The following is a 14,460-nucleotide window of genomic DNA, read 5'->3' as shown; positions in this document are numbered from 1 at the left end:
ATGGCGGTGTGTCAGATAGCTGATTTTTAACTGACACACCGCCATCGCGAGCAGGCTCACTCCTACAAGGGACCGTGTACACCCCGAATTTATGTGGACCCAACATGACTATTCGCTGCAATTCCTACTACACCGCCACCCTCAACCAGGACACCGACTACCCGACCCTGCAAGGTCGGCACACAGTTGATGTGGTGATCATCGGCGGCGGTTTCACCGGTGTCGCCACGGCCGTGGAACTGGCTGAAAAAGGCCTGAAAGTCGCCATCGTCGAAAGCCATAAAATCGGCTGGGGCGCCACCGGGCGCAATGGCGGGCAAGTCACCGGCAGCCTGTCCGGCGACGGCGCGATGCGCAAACAGATGCGCGCGACACTCGGTGATGACGTCGATGATTTCATTTGGCACCTGCGCTGGCGCGGGCATGAAATCATTCGTCAGCGCGTGGAAAAATACGCGATCCAGTGCGACCTCAAACACGGCCATCTGCACGCGGCGTACAAGCCGAGCCACATGGGCGGCCTGCGCAAGGATTACGAAGAAGCCGTGCGCCGCGGTTTTGGCGATGAAGTGAGTCTGCTTGATCGCAGTCAGGTTCGTGATCTGCTGCAAAGCGATCTGTATCACGGCGCAATCAAGAACACCCGCAACCTGCATCTGCACCCGCTCAACCTGTGCATCGGTGAAGCGCGGGCGGCGCACAGTCTCGGCGCGCTGATCTTTGAAAACAGCGAAGTGCTGGAGATCATTCACGGCGATACACCCGGTGTGAGAACGGCCCACGGCCGGATCGACGCCAATCAGGTGATGCTCGCCGGCGACGTCTATCACAAGCTCGAACCCGCCCAGCTCAAGGGCAAGATTTTCCCGGCCATGGGCGGCATCGTCACCACCGCGCCGCTCGGCGAGCTGGCCCGGCAGATCAACCCCGAAGACCTCGCCGTGTACGACTGCCGCTTCGTCCTCGACTATTACCGGCTCACCGCCGACGGTCGCTTGCTGTTCGGTGGCGGCGCCAACTACAGCGGCAAGGACTCACGCGACATCGCTGCCGAACTGCGCCCGTGCATCGAGCGCACCTTCCCGGCGCTCAAGGGCGTGCAGATCGATTATCAATGGAGCTGCGCCATGGGCATTGTGATCAACCGTATTCCGCAACTGGGCAAGCTGTCGGATAGCGTCTGGTATTGCCAGGGTTACTCGGGGCACGGCATCGCCACGACGCACATCATGGGTGAAATCATGAGCCGGGCCATTACCGGGCAGATGGAGCAGTTCGACACGTTCGCCGCGTGCCAGCATGTTCGCGTGCCGATGGGTGATCTGCTTGGCAACCCGTTGCTGGCGGTGGGGATGTGGTATTACCAGATGCTTGAGCGGTTGCGCTGACTTCACTGACCTCATCGCGAGCAGGCTCACTCCTACATCGGATTTGTGAACGACACAAACCCCCTGTGGGAGCGAGCCTGCTCGCGAAGAGGCCCTCAAATCCAACACAAAACCTCAATCCGGCAACTGTTCCACCACAATCCCCAACCGCCGATAATCCTCCACACTCCCCGACCCCAGATGCAGCTCTGTAATCAGCCTATGCAGACGCGTACACGGCGCCACCACAAACGGTTCCACCGCGCCGAGCTTGTCCGCCGTGGTCACTGCAATCACCTGCGTCGCGCCGTTGAGCATCGCCTGTTTTATCGGCACTTCATCGAAATGCAGCGAGGTGATCCCCACTTCAGGATGGATCGCACAGACCCCGGTAATAGCCAGATCAGCCTTGATGCCCGCCAGCAATCGCAGCGCCTCCTGACCGCTCGCCGACATCGAGTGTGGATTCAATTCCCCGCCGGCCAGAATCACTTTCACGCCTTTGTACTCGGACAGCGCAATCGCCGTCAGCGGTGAAGCGGTCACGGCCGTGATGCGGATTTCAGCGGGTAACGAGCGCGCCACCTGCAAGGTGGTCGAACCGGAATCGAACAGCACAATCTGCCCGTCCTTGATGTGCTGCGCCGCCAGTTGCGCCAGGCGCACTTTGACCTCGTCGGTCTCATCCAGGCGAGTGAAGTAATCCTTGCCGGAGTCCTTGGGTCGCGGCAACGCCCCGCCATGCACGCGCTGCACCAGTCCGGCGTTGTCCAGTTCGGCAAGGTCGCGGCGGATGGTGTCTTCGGACACCGCAAAATGCTGGCTCAGCTCGGAGGCCATGACCTTGCCGTCGCGCTCAAGCAGCAAAAGGATTTTCTGCCGACGCAGGGAAGGCAATTCGGCGATGGAATGATCGTGCATGGTTATGCCTGTTTGTGCTTGTAGTTGCAGGTTTCGCTGAGACTAGCGAAAGCCTCAGGCAAATACAACGCAGCGGCTATCAAAGATTTTGATCATTGGAATCGACAAGGCGAATTTTTTCTTTGCGTTGCGCCTGTTCACAATGGCCTCACTCTTAAAGCCTCAGGATGAACAACTGATGAATCTCAATTTCGCCTTCGCGTGCATGATCGTCGTGTCGTTCGCGATTGCCCTCGGCCACGCCTGACAGCGGGTCAGACCGAGGCCAGCAATTGCTCACGCAACCATTTGTGCGCCGGATCGCGGTGCACACGTTCAGCCCAGAACATCGCCATTTCATAGCCTGGCACCGGCAACGGCGCATCGACTACTTGCAGCGCCGGATTGCCGCGCACCAGGCGTGACGGCAGCATCGCCACCAGATCGGTGCTGGCCAGCACCGACATCGCCATCAGAAAGTGCGGCACCGACAGCACCACTTTGCGCGCCAGTCCGACCTCGGCCAGCGCCTTGTCGGTCACGCCGAAAAAGCCCCCGCCCTCGCGCGACACCAGCACATGTTCCAGCGCGCAGAACTGCTCGCGACTGGGTGCCTTCATCAGCCCCGGATGGCCGATGCGCCCGGCCAGCACATAGTGTTCGGTGAACAGCGGCCGCCGATGCAGCTCCGGCGGCGCATCTTCGCTGATGTGCAGGGCCAGATCGAACACGCCCTGCTCGGCCTGCTTGACCATCTGCGCCGGCGTCAGATCTATGATCGCCAGCCGTGTGCCCGGCGCCTGTTCGCGCAAATGGCTGAGCGCCGGCAGCACGACGGTGGACTCGCCGTAGTCGGTCGCGGCGATTTTCCAACTGTGCGTCGCCTGCGCCGGGTCAAACGCACTGGCCGGCGCCACCGCCCTCTCCAACGCCTCCAACGCTTCACGCAGCGGCTCACGCAATTCATCGGCGCGGGCTGTCGGGCGCATGCCTCTGGGACCGGGCAATAACAGCGGATCATTGAAGATCTCGCGCAACCGCGCCAAATGCACGCTCACCGACGGCTGCGACAAATGCAGGCGCTGCGCCGCGCGGGTGACGTTGTGCTCGGCCAGCAACACATCGAGCGTCAGCAGCAGATTGATATCCAGGCGTCTCAAATTATTCACGGCTATACCAGACATATCAGACATTCATTTCAAATATACCGGGCGAGCGCGGATCCTGCAGTCATCCAACTCAAGGAGCACGCGACATGAACGTATTACTGGTCTACGCCCACCCTGAATCGACTTCGCTCAACGGCTCACTGCGCGACTTCACGGTCCAGCGCCTGCAAGCGGCCGGCCACACCGTGCAGGTCTCCGACCTCTACGCGATGAAGTGGAAACCGGTGCTCGACGCCGACGACGCACCGCAGCGCGACCCATCGCAACCCTTTCACGCCTCGCTCGATTCCAAACGCGCCTACGCCGACGGCACCCAGGCCGCCGACATCGCCCGCGAGCAAGACAAACTGCTCTGGGCCGATGCCTTGATCCTGCAATTCCCGATGTGGTGGTTCAGCATGCCGGCGATTCTCAAAGGCTGGTTTGACCGCGTCTACGCTTACGGCTTTGCCTACGGCGTCGGCGAACACTCCGACAGCCGCTGGGGCGAGCGTTACGGCGAAGGCAAAATGAAGGGCAAACGGGCGATGCTGCTCGTCACGACCGGCGGCTGGGAGTCGCATTACAGCCCACGCGGGATTAACGGGCCGATGGATGAGCTGCTGTTTCCGATCCAGCACGGGATTCTGTATTACCCGGGGTTTGAAGTGGTGCCGCCGTTCGTGGTGTATCGCACCAGTCGCATGGACGAAGCACGCTACGCCGAGACCACCGCTGAACTGGGGCTGCGGTTGGACGAGTTGTGGAGTGCCCGGCCGATCGGATTTCGGCAGCAGAATGGCGGGGAGTATGAGATTCCGGCGTTGACGTTGAAGGACGGCATTGCACCGGACCTGGAAGGCTTTTCAGCGCACATCCGCTGAAACGAACACCGCTTCTGTGGCAAGGGAGCTTGCTCCCGCTCGGCGACGCAGTCGTCGCAAATCCTGCCACCAAGTATCGACGCATCAGGATTTGGGGCCGCTTCGCAGCCCAGCGGGAGCAAGCTCCCTCGCCACAAATCAGACTTCTCCGCGCACCCGCCGCATCTGTACCCATAACGCCGGGGCAAAATGCAGCAACACCATCCGGCTCAGATGATGCGTCAGGATAAACACCACGTTCAGCCCACCCCCAAACGCGACAATCGCAATCGTCTCGATCGCCCCCGGCATGTACGCCAGCCACAGCGACAGCGGATCACTGCCCAGCCAGCGCGCGGCGACTTCAGCAAACACCGCTGCAACGCCAATCATCAAACCAACCGACATCAACGCTGTACGGCCATGTCGTGCCAGCTCTGCGAAGCCGAGCCCCTGAAATCGTGCGCCTATGCGCACGCCCAGAATCAGTGCGGCCAGATTCAGGCTCCACTCCGGCATGTGAAAGCCATGCAGCCATCCCGACTTCACAAACACAGCGGTGACGAGAATTGCGGTGAGCATGAACGGCGCCGGGACGCCGATTACCAGCAGCAGGCGCCCGAGCAACAGGCTCAAAGCAATGACCGAGAACGCGGTCAGCGCCATGCCTGTGGTCAGTGGGTCGTTGGCGACCTCGGCCGCCGCTGTGTGTCCGGGAATCAGCACACTCACCAGCACGGTGATCAGCAGCAGCCGCATCAGGTGCACGATGATGACTTTGCTCGAGGCTTTTTCCGACTCAAGCAAATCGAACACTGCGGCCAATGCGCCGGGATAAACCGCCAGCAGCGCGTCGGTGCGGTTCCAGCCGGCGCCGCGTGTGAGCCACCATCCGGCCAACGCGATCTGCACAGTCAGACAGATCAGCAGCACGCCAAGACTGGGCAGCATCGTTGAGGCCGTTTCGCTGTCCCACGCGTCGAACATCAGCCCGGTGGCGATGCCCAGTGTGACCTGAATGTAGCCCAGCCCATAAGGGGTTGCCGGGGCGATACCGGTCTTACTGGCGAACAACGCGGTAACGACAATCGAGCCCAACAACAGGCCGTGGGGCACGCCTTCGAACTGCAACAACGCGCCGAACGCGGCAGCAATCAACAAACACACAATGGATTTCATCGTCGCCTTCCTGGCTATTCAACTGACACACCCCTATCCATTGTGGGAGCGAGCCTGCTCGCGAAAGCGTCTCACCAGTCACTGATGAATAACTGATCTGCCGCATTCGCGAGCAGGCTCGCTCCCACAGGGAACCCCGCACGCCTTACATACGCAACCGCGCCATCGCCCGCCGATATTTCTCGATCCGCTCCAGATCCTCCCAGCTCGGCGAAGCGATCCGCGAGAGATCGCTGTTCTCTTCCAGATCCGCCAGTTTCACCACCCGCCCGATCGCGTTCTGCGCGGCGCGGTCGACGAAATCGTCGTAAGACTCGCCGGGGGCTTTAGTCACCGATGCGATAGCCGTCAGCACCTCTTCGCTGAAACCCTCCCGGCGCAAGTCATCGAGACTGACGCCGCAATCCTCGACCACATCGTGCAGCACGGCGACGATGCGTTCTTCCAGCGTGGCCATGCGCATCATGACTTTCAGCGGATGCAGAATGTACGGCGCGCCGCCCTTGTCCACTTGCCCGGCATGGGCCGTGGCGGCAATGGCGATGGCGCGTTCGAGGGTTTGAACCATGGGAATTCTCCGGGGTTTAGATGCCGTAGCGGCCGCCGACACGGATGTTGCGCTTGAACCAGTGGCCGATGGCTTTCAGGCGTCCCACAGGCTTGTTTGGTTGCTGATGGCGCTGGAGGATCAAAGACACCAGCGCAGCCTGATCGACCTGCGGATGGGCATCGATCAACTCGGCCACCCAGGCGCAATCGGCCTTCTTCAAGTGTTCGCGCCATTCGCCGGGCCAGGCGTCGAGTTCATCGCGCGCCAAAAACCGCGCACCGCCGTGCTCCATGTGCCCGCCGCCCATGGACTGCTCAAAGCAAAACGGCGTGTCCGGCTGGCCTGGATCGATATGGAACAGGTAGATATCGTGGAAGGGCTGTTGTGAGCTGGGCGCATTGTTGCGGCGGCCGATTTCGATCATGACGATGTTCCAATCCGTGGGGCGCTGAATGTGTCCGATTGTTTCGCAGTGTACGCGAACGGCGCCGCTTGGAAACCCGATTGAACCTGGCGCGTCACCGCGATCTCGAAAGCAGACAAGCGCCCAGTCACCGATCAGACGCGGCGCCATTGGAGAGGAAACTGCCGATGAACACCCGACTGCTGCTCCTGATCGCCACGTTTTGCATTATTCCCAGCTGCGTCATGGCCGAAGGCTGCGACGTCCAGACCCGCTCCTCCAGCGCCTCGGTGCCGGCTGTGGAAACTCACAGTTGCTACGAGTACGAAGGCGTGCCCGTAGACTCGATCAACTGGTCGTGCAGCAACGAAACCAAAGACACGCTCAATGCGACCAAGAAAAAAGTCGAACGCTGCGACGATCACTATCAGGCCACCTGCACTGCCCGCCTCACCCAGGAATCCCTGGCCAACCCGCACTCGACCAGCAAAGACAAAAGCGCCAAACCGCTGAACCTGCCTGACAACGCGCATGTGACCACGTACTACTACGACGCCGAACATTTGGCTCAGGCCAGGATTGATTGTGAAAACGGTGGCGGACAGTGGAAGGCGAAGTGATCGCCGACTGGATGTTTGCGCAGGACTGAAACCCCGGCTGGCCGAGTTGGGATTCTGAAAGATTCGTAGGAAAACACACCGAGTGTCGAGGGAGCTTGCTCCCACTGGGCTACGAAGCAGTCCCGGAGTGGGCTAATCCCTTTCATCAGCGCGCGTGCGATTGTCGGATTACGCCGCCTGCGTCGCCAAACGGGGCGGTATTTTTCGTCTGCGCGGCGGGTTTTACGTCCTACAGGCCGGTTGCGACAAGCGAAAACGCGACCTAAAGTGAGCCGCCGCTGACCGCTGTCACCCTATGGATCGCAGCAAACGGAAGGTGTTGCTTCCCGATGAAAGGACCCGCTAATGGCCGTACACAAACCGCTCCACCATTACGCCCACATGTCCCACCCCGCCACCGAACGCCCCGTGCTGCTCATCGACGCCGACGCCCCGTTGCGCGATCTCCACGCCTGCCTTGCCGAGCGCCTCAACGCCGTCCTCAAATACCTCGACCTGATCGCCTGCACCAGCCTCCCCGACTATGCCGAAAACGACATCAACACGGTGACCAATATCGCCAGGATCATGGTGCAGGATGTCAGTGATGTGTTTCGGGTGATTGAGCGGCGGGGGCTTGCCGATTAGTGAGTCAAAACGAAGAAACCGCGATTACGCGGTTTCTTAGGGTTCGCCAATTTGCGAAAACGGCGGAAGGAATCCAACAGCTTCGCTTTAAAAATTCGCCGGCGTATTCGCGCTGATAATCTCAGCCTCATCCGCCCCGATATTGCGAAACTTGTGTGGCAGCGTCGTCGGGAAATAATAGCCATCCCCGGCATTCAGCACACTCACCTGCCCGTCCACCGTCAGTTCGACGGTGCCACGGGTGACCAGTCCGCACTCTTCGCCTTCGGCATGCACGATCGGCTCTTCGCCGGAACTTGCGCCCGGTGCGTATTGCTCGCGCAGCAGGCGCATCTGCCGGCTGGGGACGGAGGCACCGATCAGCAGCAGGCGCAGGCCGTGGCGGCCGAGGTCGGGTTGTTCGTTGGCGCGAAAGACGTATTGGTGCTCGCGCGGGGGCTGGTCGAAGGTGAAAAAGTCGGCCAGGGACATCGGTATGCCTTCGAGCAGCTTTTTCAGCGAGCTGACCGAGGGGCTGACGCGGTTCTGTTCGATCAGCGAGATGGTGGCGTTGGTCACGCCGCTACGCCGGGCGAGCTCGCGCTGGGAGAGTTTGTAGCTTTCGCGTACTAGTTTGAGTCGAGAACCCGTATCCATGACAGCCTTATGTAAGAACGACTTAAGGGCGATGGGGGTGGGTGGCGGGTGCCGCGCAGGTCGCGCGGATCACGTTGCTCCCGTGTCCCGGAACCGTGAAAGGCGGCTATTAAATCACGTTTGCGGGTGTTGCTCAGCAGGTTCGATGGATGGTTCGGCAAAAGTCATTTTTGCCTTGGCAATACAGTCAATGTGGGAGCGGGCTTGCTCGCGAAAGCGGTGTGTCAGGCGACATGAGTGTTGGATGTTATGGCCCCTTCGCGAGCAAGCCCGCTCCCACAGTTGGATTTTGGTGTGTCAGGACGTCTTTCGGTGGCTGGACTGGCCTCATCGCGAGCAGGCTCACTCCTACAGTGGGATTTTGGTGTGTCAGGCAGTATTTCAGCGGCCGGGCTGGCCTCTTCGCGAGCAGGCTTGCTCCCGCTATGGATATCGGTGCGCTTGCCAAAGTGAAAAACCGGCGGGGCTTTTGGGCCGCCGCCGGGGAGGTAACTTAGACGCCGAAACGGTCGCGCAGGGAGTAGTAGACGGCGCCGAGGGCGGTCAGCGGTGCGGAGAAGGTGCGGCCGCCGAGCATCGGCATGTGCGGCAGGGAGGCGAAGGCGTTGAAGCGTTCGGCGTCGCCGCGAATCATTTCCGAAATCAGTTTGCCGGCCAGGTGCGAGCAGGTGACGCCGTGACCGCTGTAGCCCTGCATGTAATAGGCGTTTTTCTCGATGCGGCCGAATTGCGGCATGCGTGACATGGTCAGCAGGAAGTTGCCGGTCCAGCGATAGTCGATTTTCACGTCCTTGAGTTGCGGGAAGGTCTTGAGGATCTTCGGACGAATCAGTTGCTCAATGTCATCCGGTTCCCGCGCGCCGTAGACCACGCCGCCGCCGTAGAGCAAGCGGTTATCGGCGGTGAGGCGGTAGTAATCGAGCAGATAATTGCAGTCTTCCACGCAATAGTTGTGGGTGATCAGGCCGCGTGCCTGCTGCTCGGTCAGCGGTTCGGTGACGACAATCTGCGAGCCGCACGGCATGCTTTTCGCGGTGACACGGTTATCCAGACCTTGCGGCAGATACGCATTACCGGCGATCAGCAGGTATTTGGCGCGCACCAGGCCTTTGCCGGTGCGCACGGTGATCGGCTCGCCGTAGGTGATTTCCACCGCCGCCGATTGCTCGTAGATCTTGCCGCCCAGGCGCACGATCGCAGCCGCTTCACCGAGCGCCAGGTTCAGTGGATGAATATGGCCGCCCTGCATATCCAGCAACCCACCCACGTAAGCATCGGAGCCGACTTCGCGACGAATGTCGGCTGCGTCGAGCATCTTCAGATTGCGGTTGCCGTAGCGCTCCCAGTTGCGCTTCTGCTCGGCGAGGCCGTTGAGCTGTTTCTTGTTCATCGCCGCGAAAATACCGCCCGGGCGGTAGTCGCACTTGATGTCGTAATCCTTGATGCGCGAACGGATGATGTCGGCGCCTTCGAAAATCATGCTGCCGAGGATTTCTGCAGTCTTGTCACCGTAACGTTCTTCGATCACATCGACGTCGCGACTGTAGGAGTTGACCAGTTGGCCGCCGTTGCGCCCGCTCGCGCCGTAGCCGACTTTCGCCGCTTCGAGTACCGTGACTTTGTAGCCGGCCTCGCTGAGGAACAGCGCCGAGGACAGACCGGTATAGCCCGCGCCGATGATGCAGACATCGCAGTCCACCGCCTCTTCAAGCACCGGGAAGTCGATGACTTCGTTGCGGGTGGCGGCGTAGTAGCTGTTGACGTGTTGTTGTTTCATACGATTCTCCGATGGCCGCCAGACGCTGGCGACCGCCGCTGTTAAAGAATTAGAGCTTGATCCAGGTCGCTTTCAGCTCGGTGTACTTGTCGAACGCGTGCAGCGATTTGTCGCGACCGTTGCCCGACTGTTTGAAACCACCGAACGGCGCGGTCATGTCACCGCCGTCGTACTGGTTGACCCAGACGCTGCCGGCGCGCAGGCCGCGGGCAAAGGTGTGCGCCTTGCTGAGGTTGCTGGTCCACACACCGGCGGCAAGACCGAAAATGCTGTCGTTGGCAATCTGCAGCGCTTCTTCGGCGGTGTCGAAGGTGATCAGCGACAGCACCGGGCCGAAAATCTCTTCCTGAGCGATGGTCATCGCGTTGGTCACACCATCGAAAATCGCCGGTTGCACGTAGAGCCCGCCGGTTTCTTCGAGGCTGCGCTGGCCGCCGGCAATCAGCTCGGCGCCCTGCTCACGCCCGATGCTGATATAGCGCAGGACGTTGTCGAGCTGACGCTGATCGACCACGGCGCCGACGGTGGTCGCCGGATCGAGGGCATGCCCCGGTTGCCACGCTTGCATCGCCTCGACCAGCAATGGAATGAACTGCTCACGAATCGAACGCTCGACCAGCAATCGCGAACCAGCGGTGCAGACTTCGCCCTGGTTGAACGCGATGGCACTGGCCGCCGCCTGGGCGGCGGCGCGCAGGTCCGGCGCGTCGGCAAACACCACATTGGGGCTCTTGCCGCCGGCTTCGAGCCAGACGCGTTTCATGTTGCTCTGGCCGGCATAAATCATCAGTTGCTTGGCAATCGCCGTGGAGCCGGTAAAAGCCAGTACGTCGACATCCATGTGCAGCGCCAGCGCCTTGCCCACGGTGTGGCCGAAGCCCGGCAGCACGTTGAACACGCCTTTCGGGATGCCAGCGTCCAGCGCCAGTTGCGCGATGCGGATTGCCGTCAGCGGCGACTTTTCCGAAGGTTTCAAAATGAACGAGTTGCCCGCCGCCAATGCCGGAGCAAATTTCCAGCTGGCCATGATCAGCGGGAAATTCCACGGCACAATCGCCGCGACCACCCCGGATGGCTCGCGGGTAACGAGGCCGAGTTGATCGTGCGGCGTGGCGGCAACTTCGTCGTAGATCTTGTCGATGGCTTCGGCGCTCCAGCGGATCGCATTGGCGGTCGCCGGGATGTCGATGCTCATCGAATCGCTGATCGGTTTGCCCATGTCGAGGGTTTCCAGCAGCGCCAGTTCCTCCTGGTGTTGCAGGATCAGATCGGCGAAGCGAATCAGGATGCGCTTGCGCTCGGCAGGGGCTTTTTTCGCCCAGATGCCGGAGTTGAAGGATTGGCGTGCGGCTTCGACGGCGAGGTTGGCGTCGGCTTCATCGGTGCTGGCCACGGCGGCGAGGAAGCGGCCGTCGACCGGGCTCAGGCATTCGAAGGTGTCACCGCTGATAGCCGGGCGGTATTCACCGTTGATGAAGGCGCGGGATTCGATGGACAGAGACTGGAAGCGTTGTTCCCAGTCGTTGCGGGTTTTGGTCATTGTTTTGGGCTCGACAAAAGGATTGGGGAGGGGCGAACGCACGCCTAACGAAATCTGGTAACCCGATCCATGTGGGAGCGGGCTTGCTCGCGAAAGCGTCGTGGCAGACAACACACTGGTGAATGACACACCGCATTCGCGAGCAAGCCCGCTCCCACATTGGATCTATGTGAGCCTGTAATCAGACGGTATGCAGATACCAGTTGTACTCAAGGTCAGAGATCGAGTTCTCGAACTCGGCCAGCTCGCTCTCCTTGCACGCGACAAACACGTCGATGTACATCGGGTCGATGTAGCGCGCCATGACTTCGCTGTCGTCGAGTTCACGCAGGGCGTCGCGCAGGTTGTTCGGCAGACTCTGTTCGTTCTGCTCGTAGCTGTTGCCTTCGACCGGGGCGCCCGGTTCAATCTGATTGGTCAGGCCGTGGTGAATACCGGCCAACACTGAGGCCATCAGCAAATACGGGTTGGCGTCGGCACCGGCGACGCGGTGTTCGATGCGCACGGCGTCCGCCGAACCGGTCGGCACGCGCACGGCAACGGTGCGGTTGTCGATGCCCCAGCTCGGCGAATTCGGCACGTAGAATTGCGCGCCGAAGCGGCGGTACGAGTTGACGTTCGGGCAGAGGAAGGCCATTTGCGCCGGCAGGGTCTCCAGCACACCGCCGATGGCGTGTCGCAGCGCGGCGTTCTGCTCGGGATCCTCGCTGGCAAAGATGTTGTTGCCTTCTTTGTCCAGAATCGAAATGTGCACATGCAAACCGTTGCCCGCCTGACCCGGATACGGCTTGGCCATAAAGGTCGTGTCCATCTCGTGGTCGTAGGCGATGTTCTTCACCAGACGCTTGAGCAGGACGGCGTAATCGCAGGCCTTGATCGGGTCGGAAACGTGATGCAGGTTGACTTCGAACTGGGCCGGGGCGCTTTCCTTGACGATGGCGTCAGCCGGGATGCCCTGCTCTTTCGCGCCTTCGAGGATGTCTTGCAGGCAGTCGACGTATTCGTCGAGGTCGTCGATCAAGTAGACCTGCGTCGACACCGGGCGCTTGCCCGATACGGGCGAACGTGGCGACTGGGGACGACCATTAACGTTGTCCTGGTCGATCAGATAGAACTCGAGTTCGAACGCGGCGCAGATGGTCAGGCCGAGGTCGTCGAATTTGCGCACGACGTTGGCCAGCACTTCACGCGGATCGGCAAAGAACGGCTGACCTTCGATCTCGTGCATGGTCATCAGCAACTGTGCAGTCGGACGCTTTTGCCACGGCTCGATGCTCAGGGTGCCGGGGATCGGGTAGCAGATGCGGTCCGCGTCGCCGATGTCCAGGCCCAGGCCGGTGCTTTCCACCGTGGAGCCGTTGATGTCGAGCGCGAAAAGCGAGGCCGGCAGGTTGATGCCTTTCTCGTACACCTTATGAAGACTGGTGCGTTCGATGCGCTTGCCGCGCACCACACCGTTCATGTCCGCAATCAGAAGGTCGACGTACAAAACCTCAGGATATTTCTTAAGGAATGCGTTGGCTTCGTTGAGTTGAACGGTACGCAGAGGGACCGACATGATGCACCTATTTAGCTGTTAATTATTATGTTCACTGCCGTGTTGCGCAGCCAGTCAATCCGAAAGGCAAAGTGAAGTCAATAGCGAACAGCTGGCCCTTCAGCCTTTATTTTTCGGGCTTTTATTAACACTCGCGTGCCACATCGACCGCCAAACGCCGTAAAACCTGAGCGATTTGGCGGGCAGCGTTTAGAATTTTTTACAGGACAGTTGTTAATTAAAATAAACGCGGATAAGCTCCGGAAAAGCTCGTTCAAGTGGCAAACTTCGAGGTGAATAAAAATGGCATTCAAGCCATTGATCGGCGTTACTGCGTGCGTCAAACAGATTGGCCTGCACCCCTATCACATCAGCGGCGACAAGTACGTTCGCGCTGTCAGCGTTGCGGCTGATGGGTTGCCAGTGGTCATTCCATCCCTTGGCAACCTGACGGAAATCGACGACCTGCTCGGTCAGCTCGACGGCCTGTTGCTGACCGGTTCGCCTTCCAACGTGGAACCGTTCCACTATCAAGGCGCCGCCAGCGCCCCGGGCACGGATCACGATCCGGCGCGCGACGCCACCACCCTTCCTTTATTGCGTGCAGCCATCGCGGCGGGCGTTCCGGTGCTCGGCATCTGCCGTGGTTTCCAGGAGATGAACGTCGCCTTCGGCGGCAGCCTGCACCAGAAGGTGCACGAGTTGCCGGGCATGCTCGACCACCGCGAAGCCGACAGCCCCGACGTCGCCGTGCAATACGCACCGGCCCATGCGGTCAGCGTGCTCGCCGGCGGTGTGTTTGAAGCGCTGCAGTTGCCGGATGAATTTCAGGTCAACTCGATTCACAGCCAGGGCATCGACCGCCTCGCGCCCGGCCTGCGCGCCGAAGCCGTGGCGCCGGATGGTTTGATCGAGGCGATCTCGGTCGAGCACAGCCCGACCTTCGCCCTCGGCGTGCAATGGCACCCGGAATGGCAGGTGCTGGACAACCCCAACTACCTGAAGATTTTCCAGGCGTTCGGCGCCGCGTGCCGGCAACGGGCGGCGCGGCGCAGCCAGCGCTGACACCAACAACGAATACGTAACGATTGACTGCCCCCACAGCGGTCGGGCGTGCCTGCGCGCACCCGTCAGTTGTGAGCAACAACACCTGTAATAACAACAAGTACGACCCAGGCAGCCAGGACGGCGGCGCCGACCAAGCCCTCGCAGCGCACGTTCAGTCAGGCATGCGCAATCCCCTTGTAGGAGTGAGCCTGCTCGCGATGAGGCCATGTCAGTCGACATCTCTGTTGACTGGTCTATTGCTATCG

Annotated in this window: 14 protein-coding genes; 5 read left to right on the top strand and 9 right to left on the bottom strand. The window is 60.6% G+C overall.

The genetic code is table 11. The annotated features are described in order from the left end of the window. Positions 1-104: 104 nt before the first annotated feature. Complete coding sequence (locus HU765_RS25895) at positions 105-1,388, top strand: FAD-binding oxidoreductase (protein ID WP_186623883.1); 1,284 nt, start codon at positions 105-107, stop codon at positions 1,386-1,388. Between the two features lie 114 nt (positions 1,389-1,502). On the opposite strand, the gene HU765_RS25890 is transcribed toward HU765_RS25895, so the two are convergent. After that, the gene (locus tag HU765_RS25890; RefSeq protein ID WP_186552609.1) at positions 1,503-2,288 is read right to left on the bottom strand and encodes a DeoR/GlpR family DNA-binding transcription regulator; all 786 of its coding nucleotides are present in this window, start codon (positions 2,286-2,288) and stop codon (positions 1,503-1,505) included. Positions 2,289-2,542: 254 nt separating this feature from the next. Continuing rightward, positions 2,543-3,460 (bottom strand): LysR family transcriptional regulator, encoded by a 918-nt coding sequence (locus tag HU765_RS25885; RefSeq protein ID WP_186623881.1) that lies wholly within the window; start codon positions 3,458-3,460, stop codon positions 2,543-2,545. Between the two features lie 62 nt (positions 3,461-3,522). On the opposite strand from HU765_RS25885, the gene HU765_RS25880 reads away from it, so the two are divergent. Continuing rightward, on the top strand, positions 3,523-4,299 hold the full coding sequence (locus HU765_RS25880; RefSeq protein ID WP_186623879.1) for an NAD(P)H-dependent oxidoreductase: 777 nt from the start codon (positions 3,523-3,525) through the stop codon (positions 4,297-4,299). Between the two features lie 138 nt (positions 4,300-4,437). Here the strand turns inward: HU765_RS25880 and HU765_RS25875 are convergent, their stop codons facing one another. The 3 genes from HU765_RS25875 to HU765_RS25865 form a co-directional block, all read right to left on the bottom strand. Next, a complete protein-coding gene (locus tag HU765_RS25875; protein WP_186623878.1) occupies positions 4,438-5,457 on the bottom strand; it encodes an AbrB family transcriptional regulator in 1,020 nt (339 codons plus the stop codon). A gap of 145 nt (positions 5,458-5,602) precedes the next feature. After that, positions 5,603-6,025, bottom strand: coding sequence for an HD domain-containing protein (locus HU765_RS25870; protein WP_186623877.1), 423 nt, complete (start codon positions 6,023-6,025; stop codon positions 5,603-5,605). A gap of 16 nt (positions 6,026-6,041) precedes the next feature. Further along, positions 6,042-6,431, bottom strand: coding sequence for a hypothetical protein (locus tag HU765_RS25865; protein ID WP_186623874.1), 390 nt, complete (start codon positions 6,429-6,431; stop codon positions 6,042-6,044). Between the two features lie 167 nt (positions 6,432-6,598). Here HU765_RS25865 and HU765_RS25860 point away from each other — a divergent pair, with 167 nt between their 5' ends. Continuing rightward, positions 6,599-7,030, top strand: coding sequence for a hypothetical protein (locus HU765_RS25860; RefSeq protein WP_186623872.1), 432 nt, complete (start codon positions 6,599-6,601; stop codon positions 7,028-7,030). Between the two features lie 345 nt (positions 7,031-7,375). Beyond that, complete coding sequence (locus tag HU765_RS25855; protein ID WP_186552616.1) at positions 7,376-7,657, top strand: fructose-bisphosphate aldolase; 282 nt, start codon at positions 7,376-7,378, stop codon at positions 7,655-7,657. An 87-nt stretch (positions 7,658-7,744) separates the two neighbouring features. Here HU765_RS25855 and HU765_RS25850 read toward each other — a convergent pair whose 3' ends face one another. The 4 genes from HU765_RS25850 to HU765_RS25835 all read right to left on the bottom strand — a co-directional run bounded on the left by HU765_RS25850 (position 7,745) and on the right by HU765_RS25835 (position 13,168). Beyond that, on the bottom strand, positions 7,745-8,293 hold the full coding sequence (locus HU765_RS25850) for a cupin domain-containing protein (protein WP_003226097.1): 549 nt from the start codon (positions 8,291-8,293) through the stop codon (positions 7,745-7,747). A 493-nt stretch (positions 8,294-8,786) separates the two neighbouring features. Continuing rightward, complete coding sequence (locus HU765_RS25845) at positions 8,787-10,070, bottom strand: FAD-binding oxidoreductase (protein WP_186623864.1); 1,284 nt, start codon at positions 10,068-10,070, stop codon at positions 8,787-8,789. Positions 10,071-10,119: 49 nt separating this feature from the next. Further along, entirely contained in the window at positions 10,120-11,610 is a 1,491-nt protein-coding gene (locus HU765_RS25840) for an aldehyde dehydrogenase (protein ID WP_186623862.1), read from the bottom strand. Between the two features lie 181 nt (positions 11,611-11,791). Further along, entirely contained in the window at positions 11,792-13,168 is a 1,377-nt protein-coding gene (locus HU765_RS25835; RefSeq protein WP_007918694.1) for a glutamine synthetase family protein, read from the bottom strand. Between the two features lie 282 nt (positions 13,169-13,450). On the opposite strand from HU765_RS25835, the gene HU765_RS25830 reads away from it, so the two are divergent. Next, on the top strand, positions 13,451-14,212 hold the full coding sequence (locus HU765_RS25830; protein ID WP_186623861.1) for a gamma-glutamyl-gamma-aminobutyrate hydrolase family protein: 762 nt from the start codon (positions 13,451-13,453) through the stop codon (positions 14,210-14,212). Positions 14,213-14,460: the final 248 nt, after the last annotated feature.

It is taken from the genome of Pseudomonas sp. SWRI81, from assembly GCF_014268545.1.
GTDB lineage: Bacteria > Pseudomonadota > Gammaproteobacteria > Pseudomonadales > Pseudomonadaceae > Aquipseudomonas > Aquipseudomonas hamedanensis.
This window is presented reverse-complemented; position numbering and strand designations above follow the sequence as displayed.

Excerpts from the sequence above, each read along its gene's own strand:
- HU765_RS25895 (WP_186623883.1), top strand. The coding sequence starts at position 105 with ATGACTATTCGCTGCAATTCCTACTACACCGCCACCCTCAACCAGGAC.
- HU765_RS25835 (WP_007918694.1), bottom strand. The coding sequence starts at position 13,168 with ATGTCGGTCCCTCTGCGTACCGTTCAACTCAACGAAGCCAACGCATTC.
- HU765_RS25850 (WP_003226097.1), bottom strand. The coding sequence starts at position 8,293 with ATGGATACGGGTTCTCGACTCAAACTAGTACGCGAAAGCTACAAACTC.
- HU765_RS25870 (WP_186623877.1), bottom strand. The coding sequence starts at position 6,025 with ATGGTTCAAACCCTCGAACGCGCCATCGCCATTGCCGCCACGGCCCAT.
- HU765_RS25840 (WP_186623862.1), bottom strand. The coding sequence starts at position 11,610 with ATGACCAAAACCCGCAACGACTGGGAACAACGCTTCCAGTCTCTGTCC.
- HU765_RS25885 (WP_186623881.1), bottom strand. The coding sequence starts at position 3,460 with ATGTCTGATATGTCTGGTATAGCCGTGAATAATTTGAGACGCCTGGAT.
- HU765_RS25880 (WP_186623879.1), top strand. The coding sequence starts at position 3,523 with ATGAACGTATTACTGGTCTACGCCCACCCTGAATCGACTTCGCTCAAC.
- HU765_RS25845 (WP_186623864.1), bottom strand. The coding sequence starts at position 10,070 with ATGAAACAACAACACGTCAACAGCTACTACGCCGCCACCCGCAACGAA.
- HU765_RS25830 (WP_186623861.1), top strand. The coding sequence starts at position 13,451 with ATGGCATTCAAGCCATTGATCGGCGTTACTGCGTGCGTCAAACAGATT.
- HU765_RS25860 (WP_186623872.1), top strand. The coding sequence starts at position 6,599 with ATGAACACCCGACTGCTGCTCCTGATCGCCACGTTTTGCATTATTCCC.
- HU765_RS25865 (WP_186623874.1), bottom strand. The coding sequence starts at position 6,431 with ATGATCGAAATCGGCCGCCGCAACAATGCGCCCAGCTCACAACAGCCC.
- HU765_RS25875 (WP_186623878.1), bottom strand. The coding sequence starts at position 5,457 with ATGAAATCCATTGTGTGTTTGTTGATTGCTGCCGCGTTCGGCGCGTTG.
- HU765_RS25890 (WP_186552609.1), bottom strand. The coding sequence starts at position 2,288 with ATGCACGATCATTCCATCGCCGAATTGCCTTCCCTGCGTCGGCAGAAA.
- HU765_RS25855 (WP_186552616.1), top strand. The coding sequence starts at position 7,376 with ATGGCCGTACACAAACCGCTCCACCATTACGCCCACATGTCCCACCCC.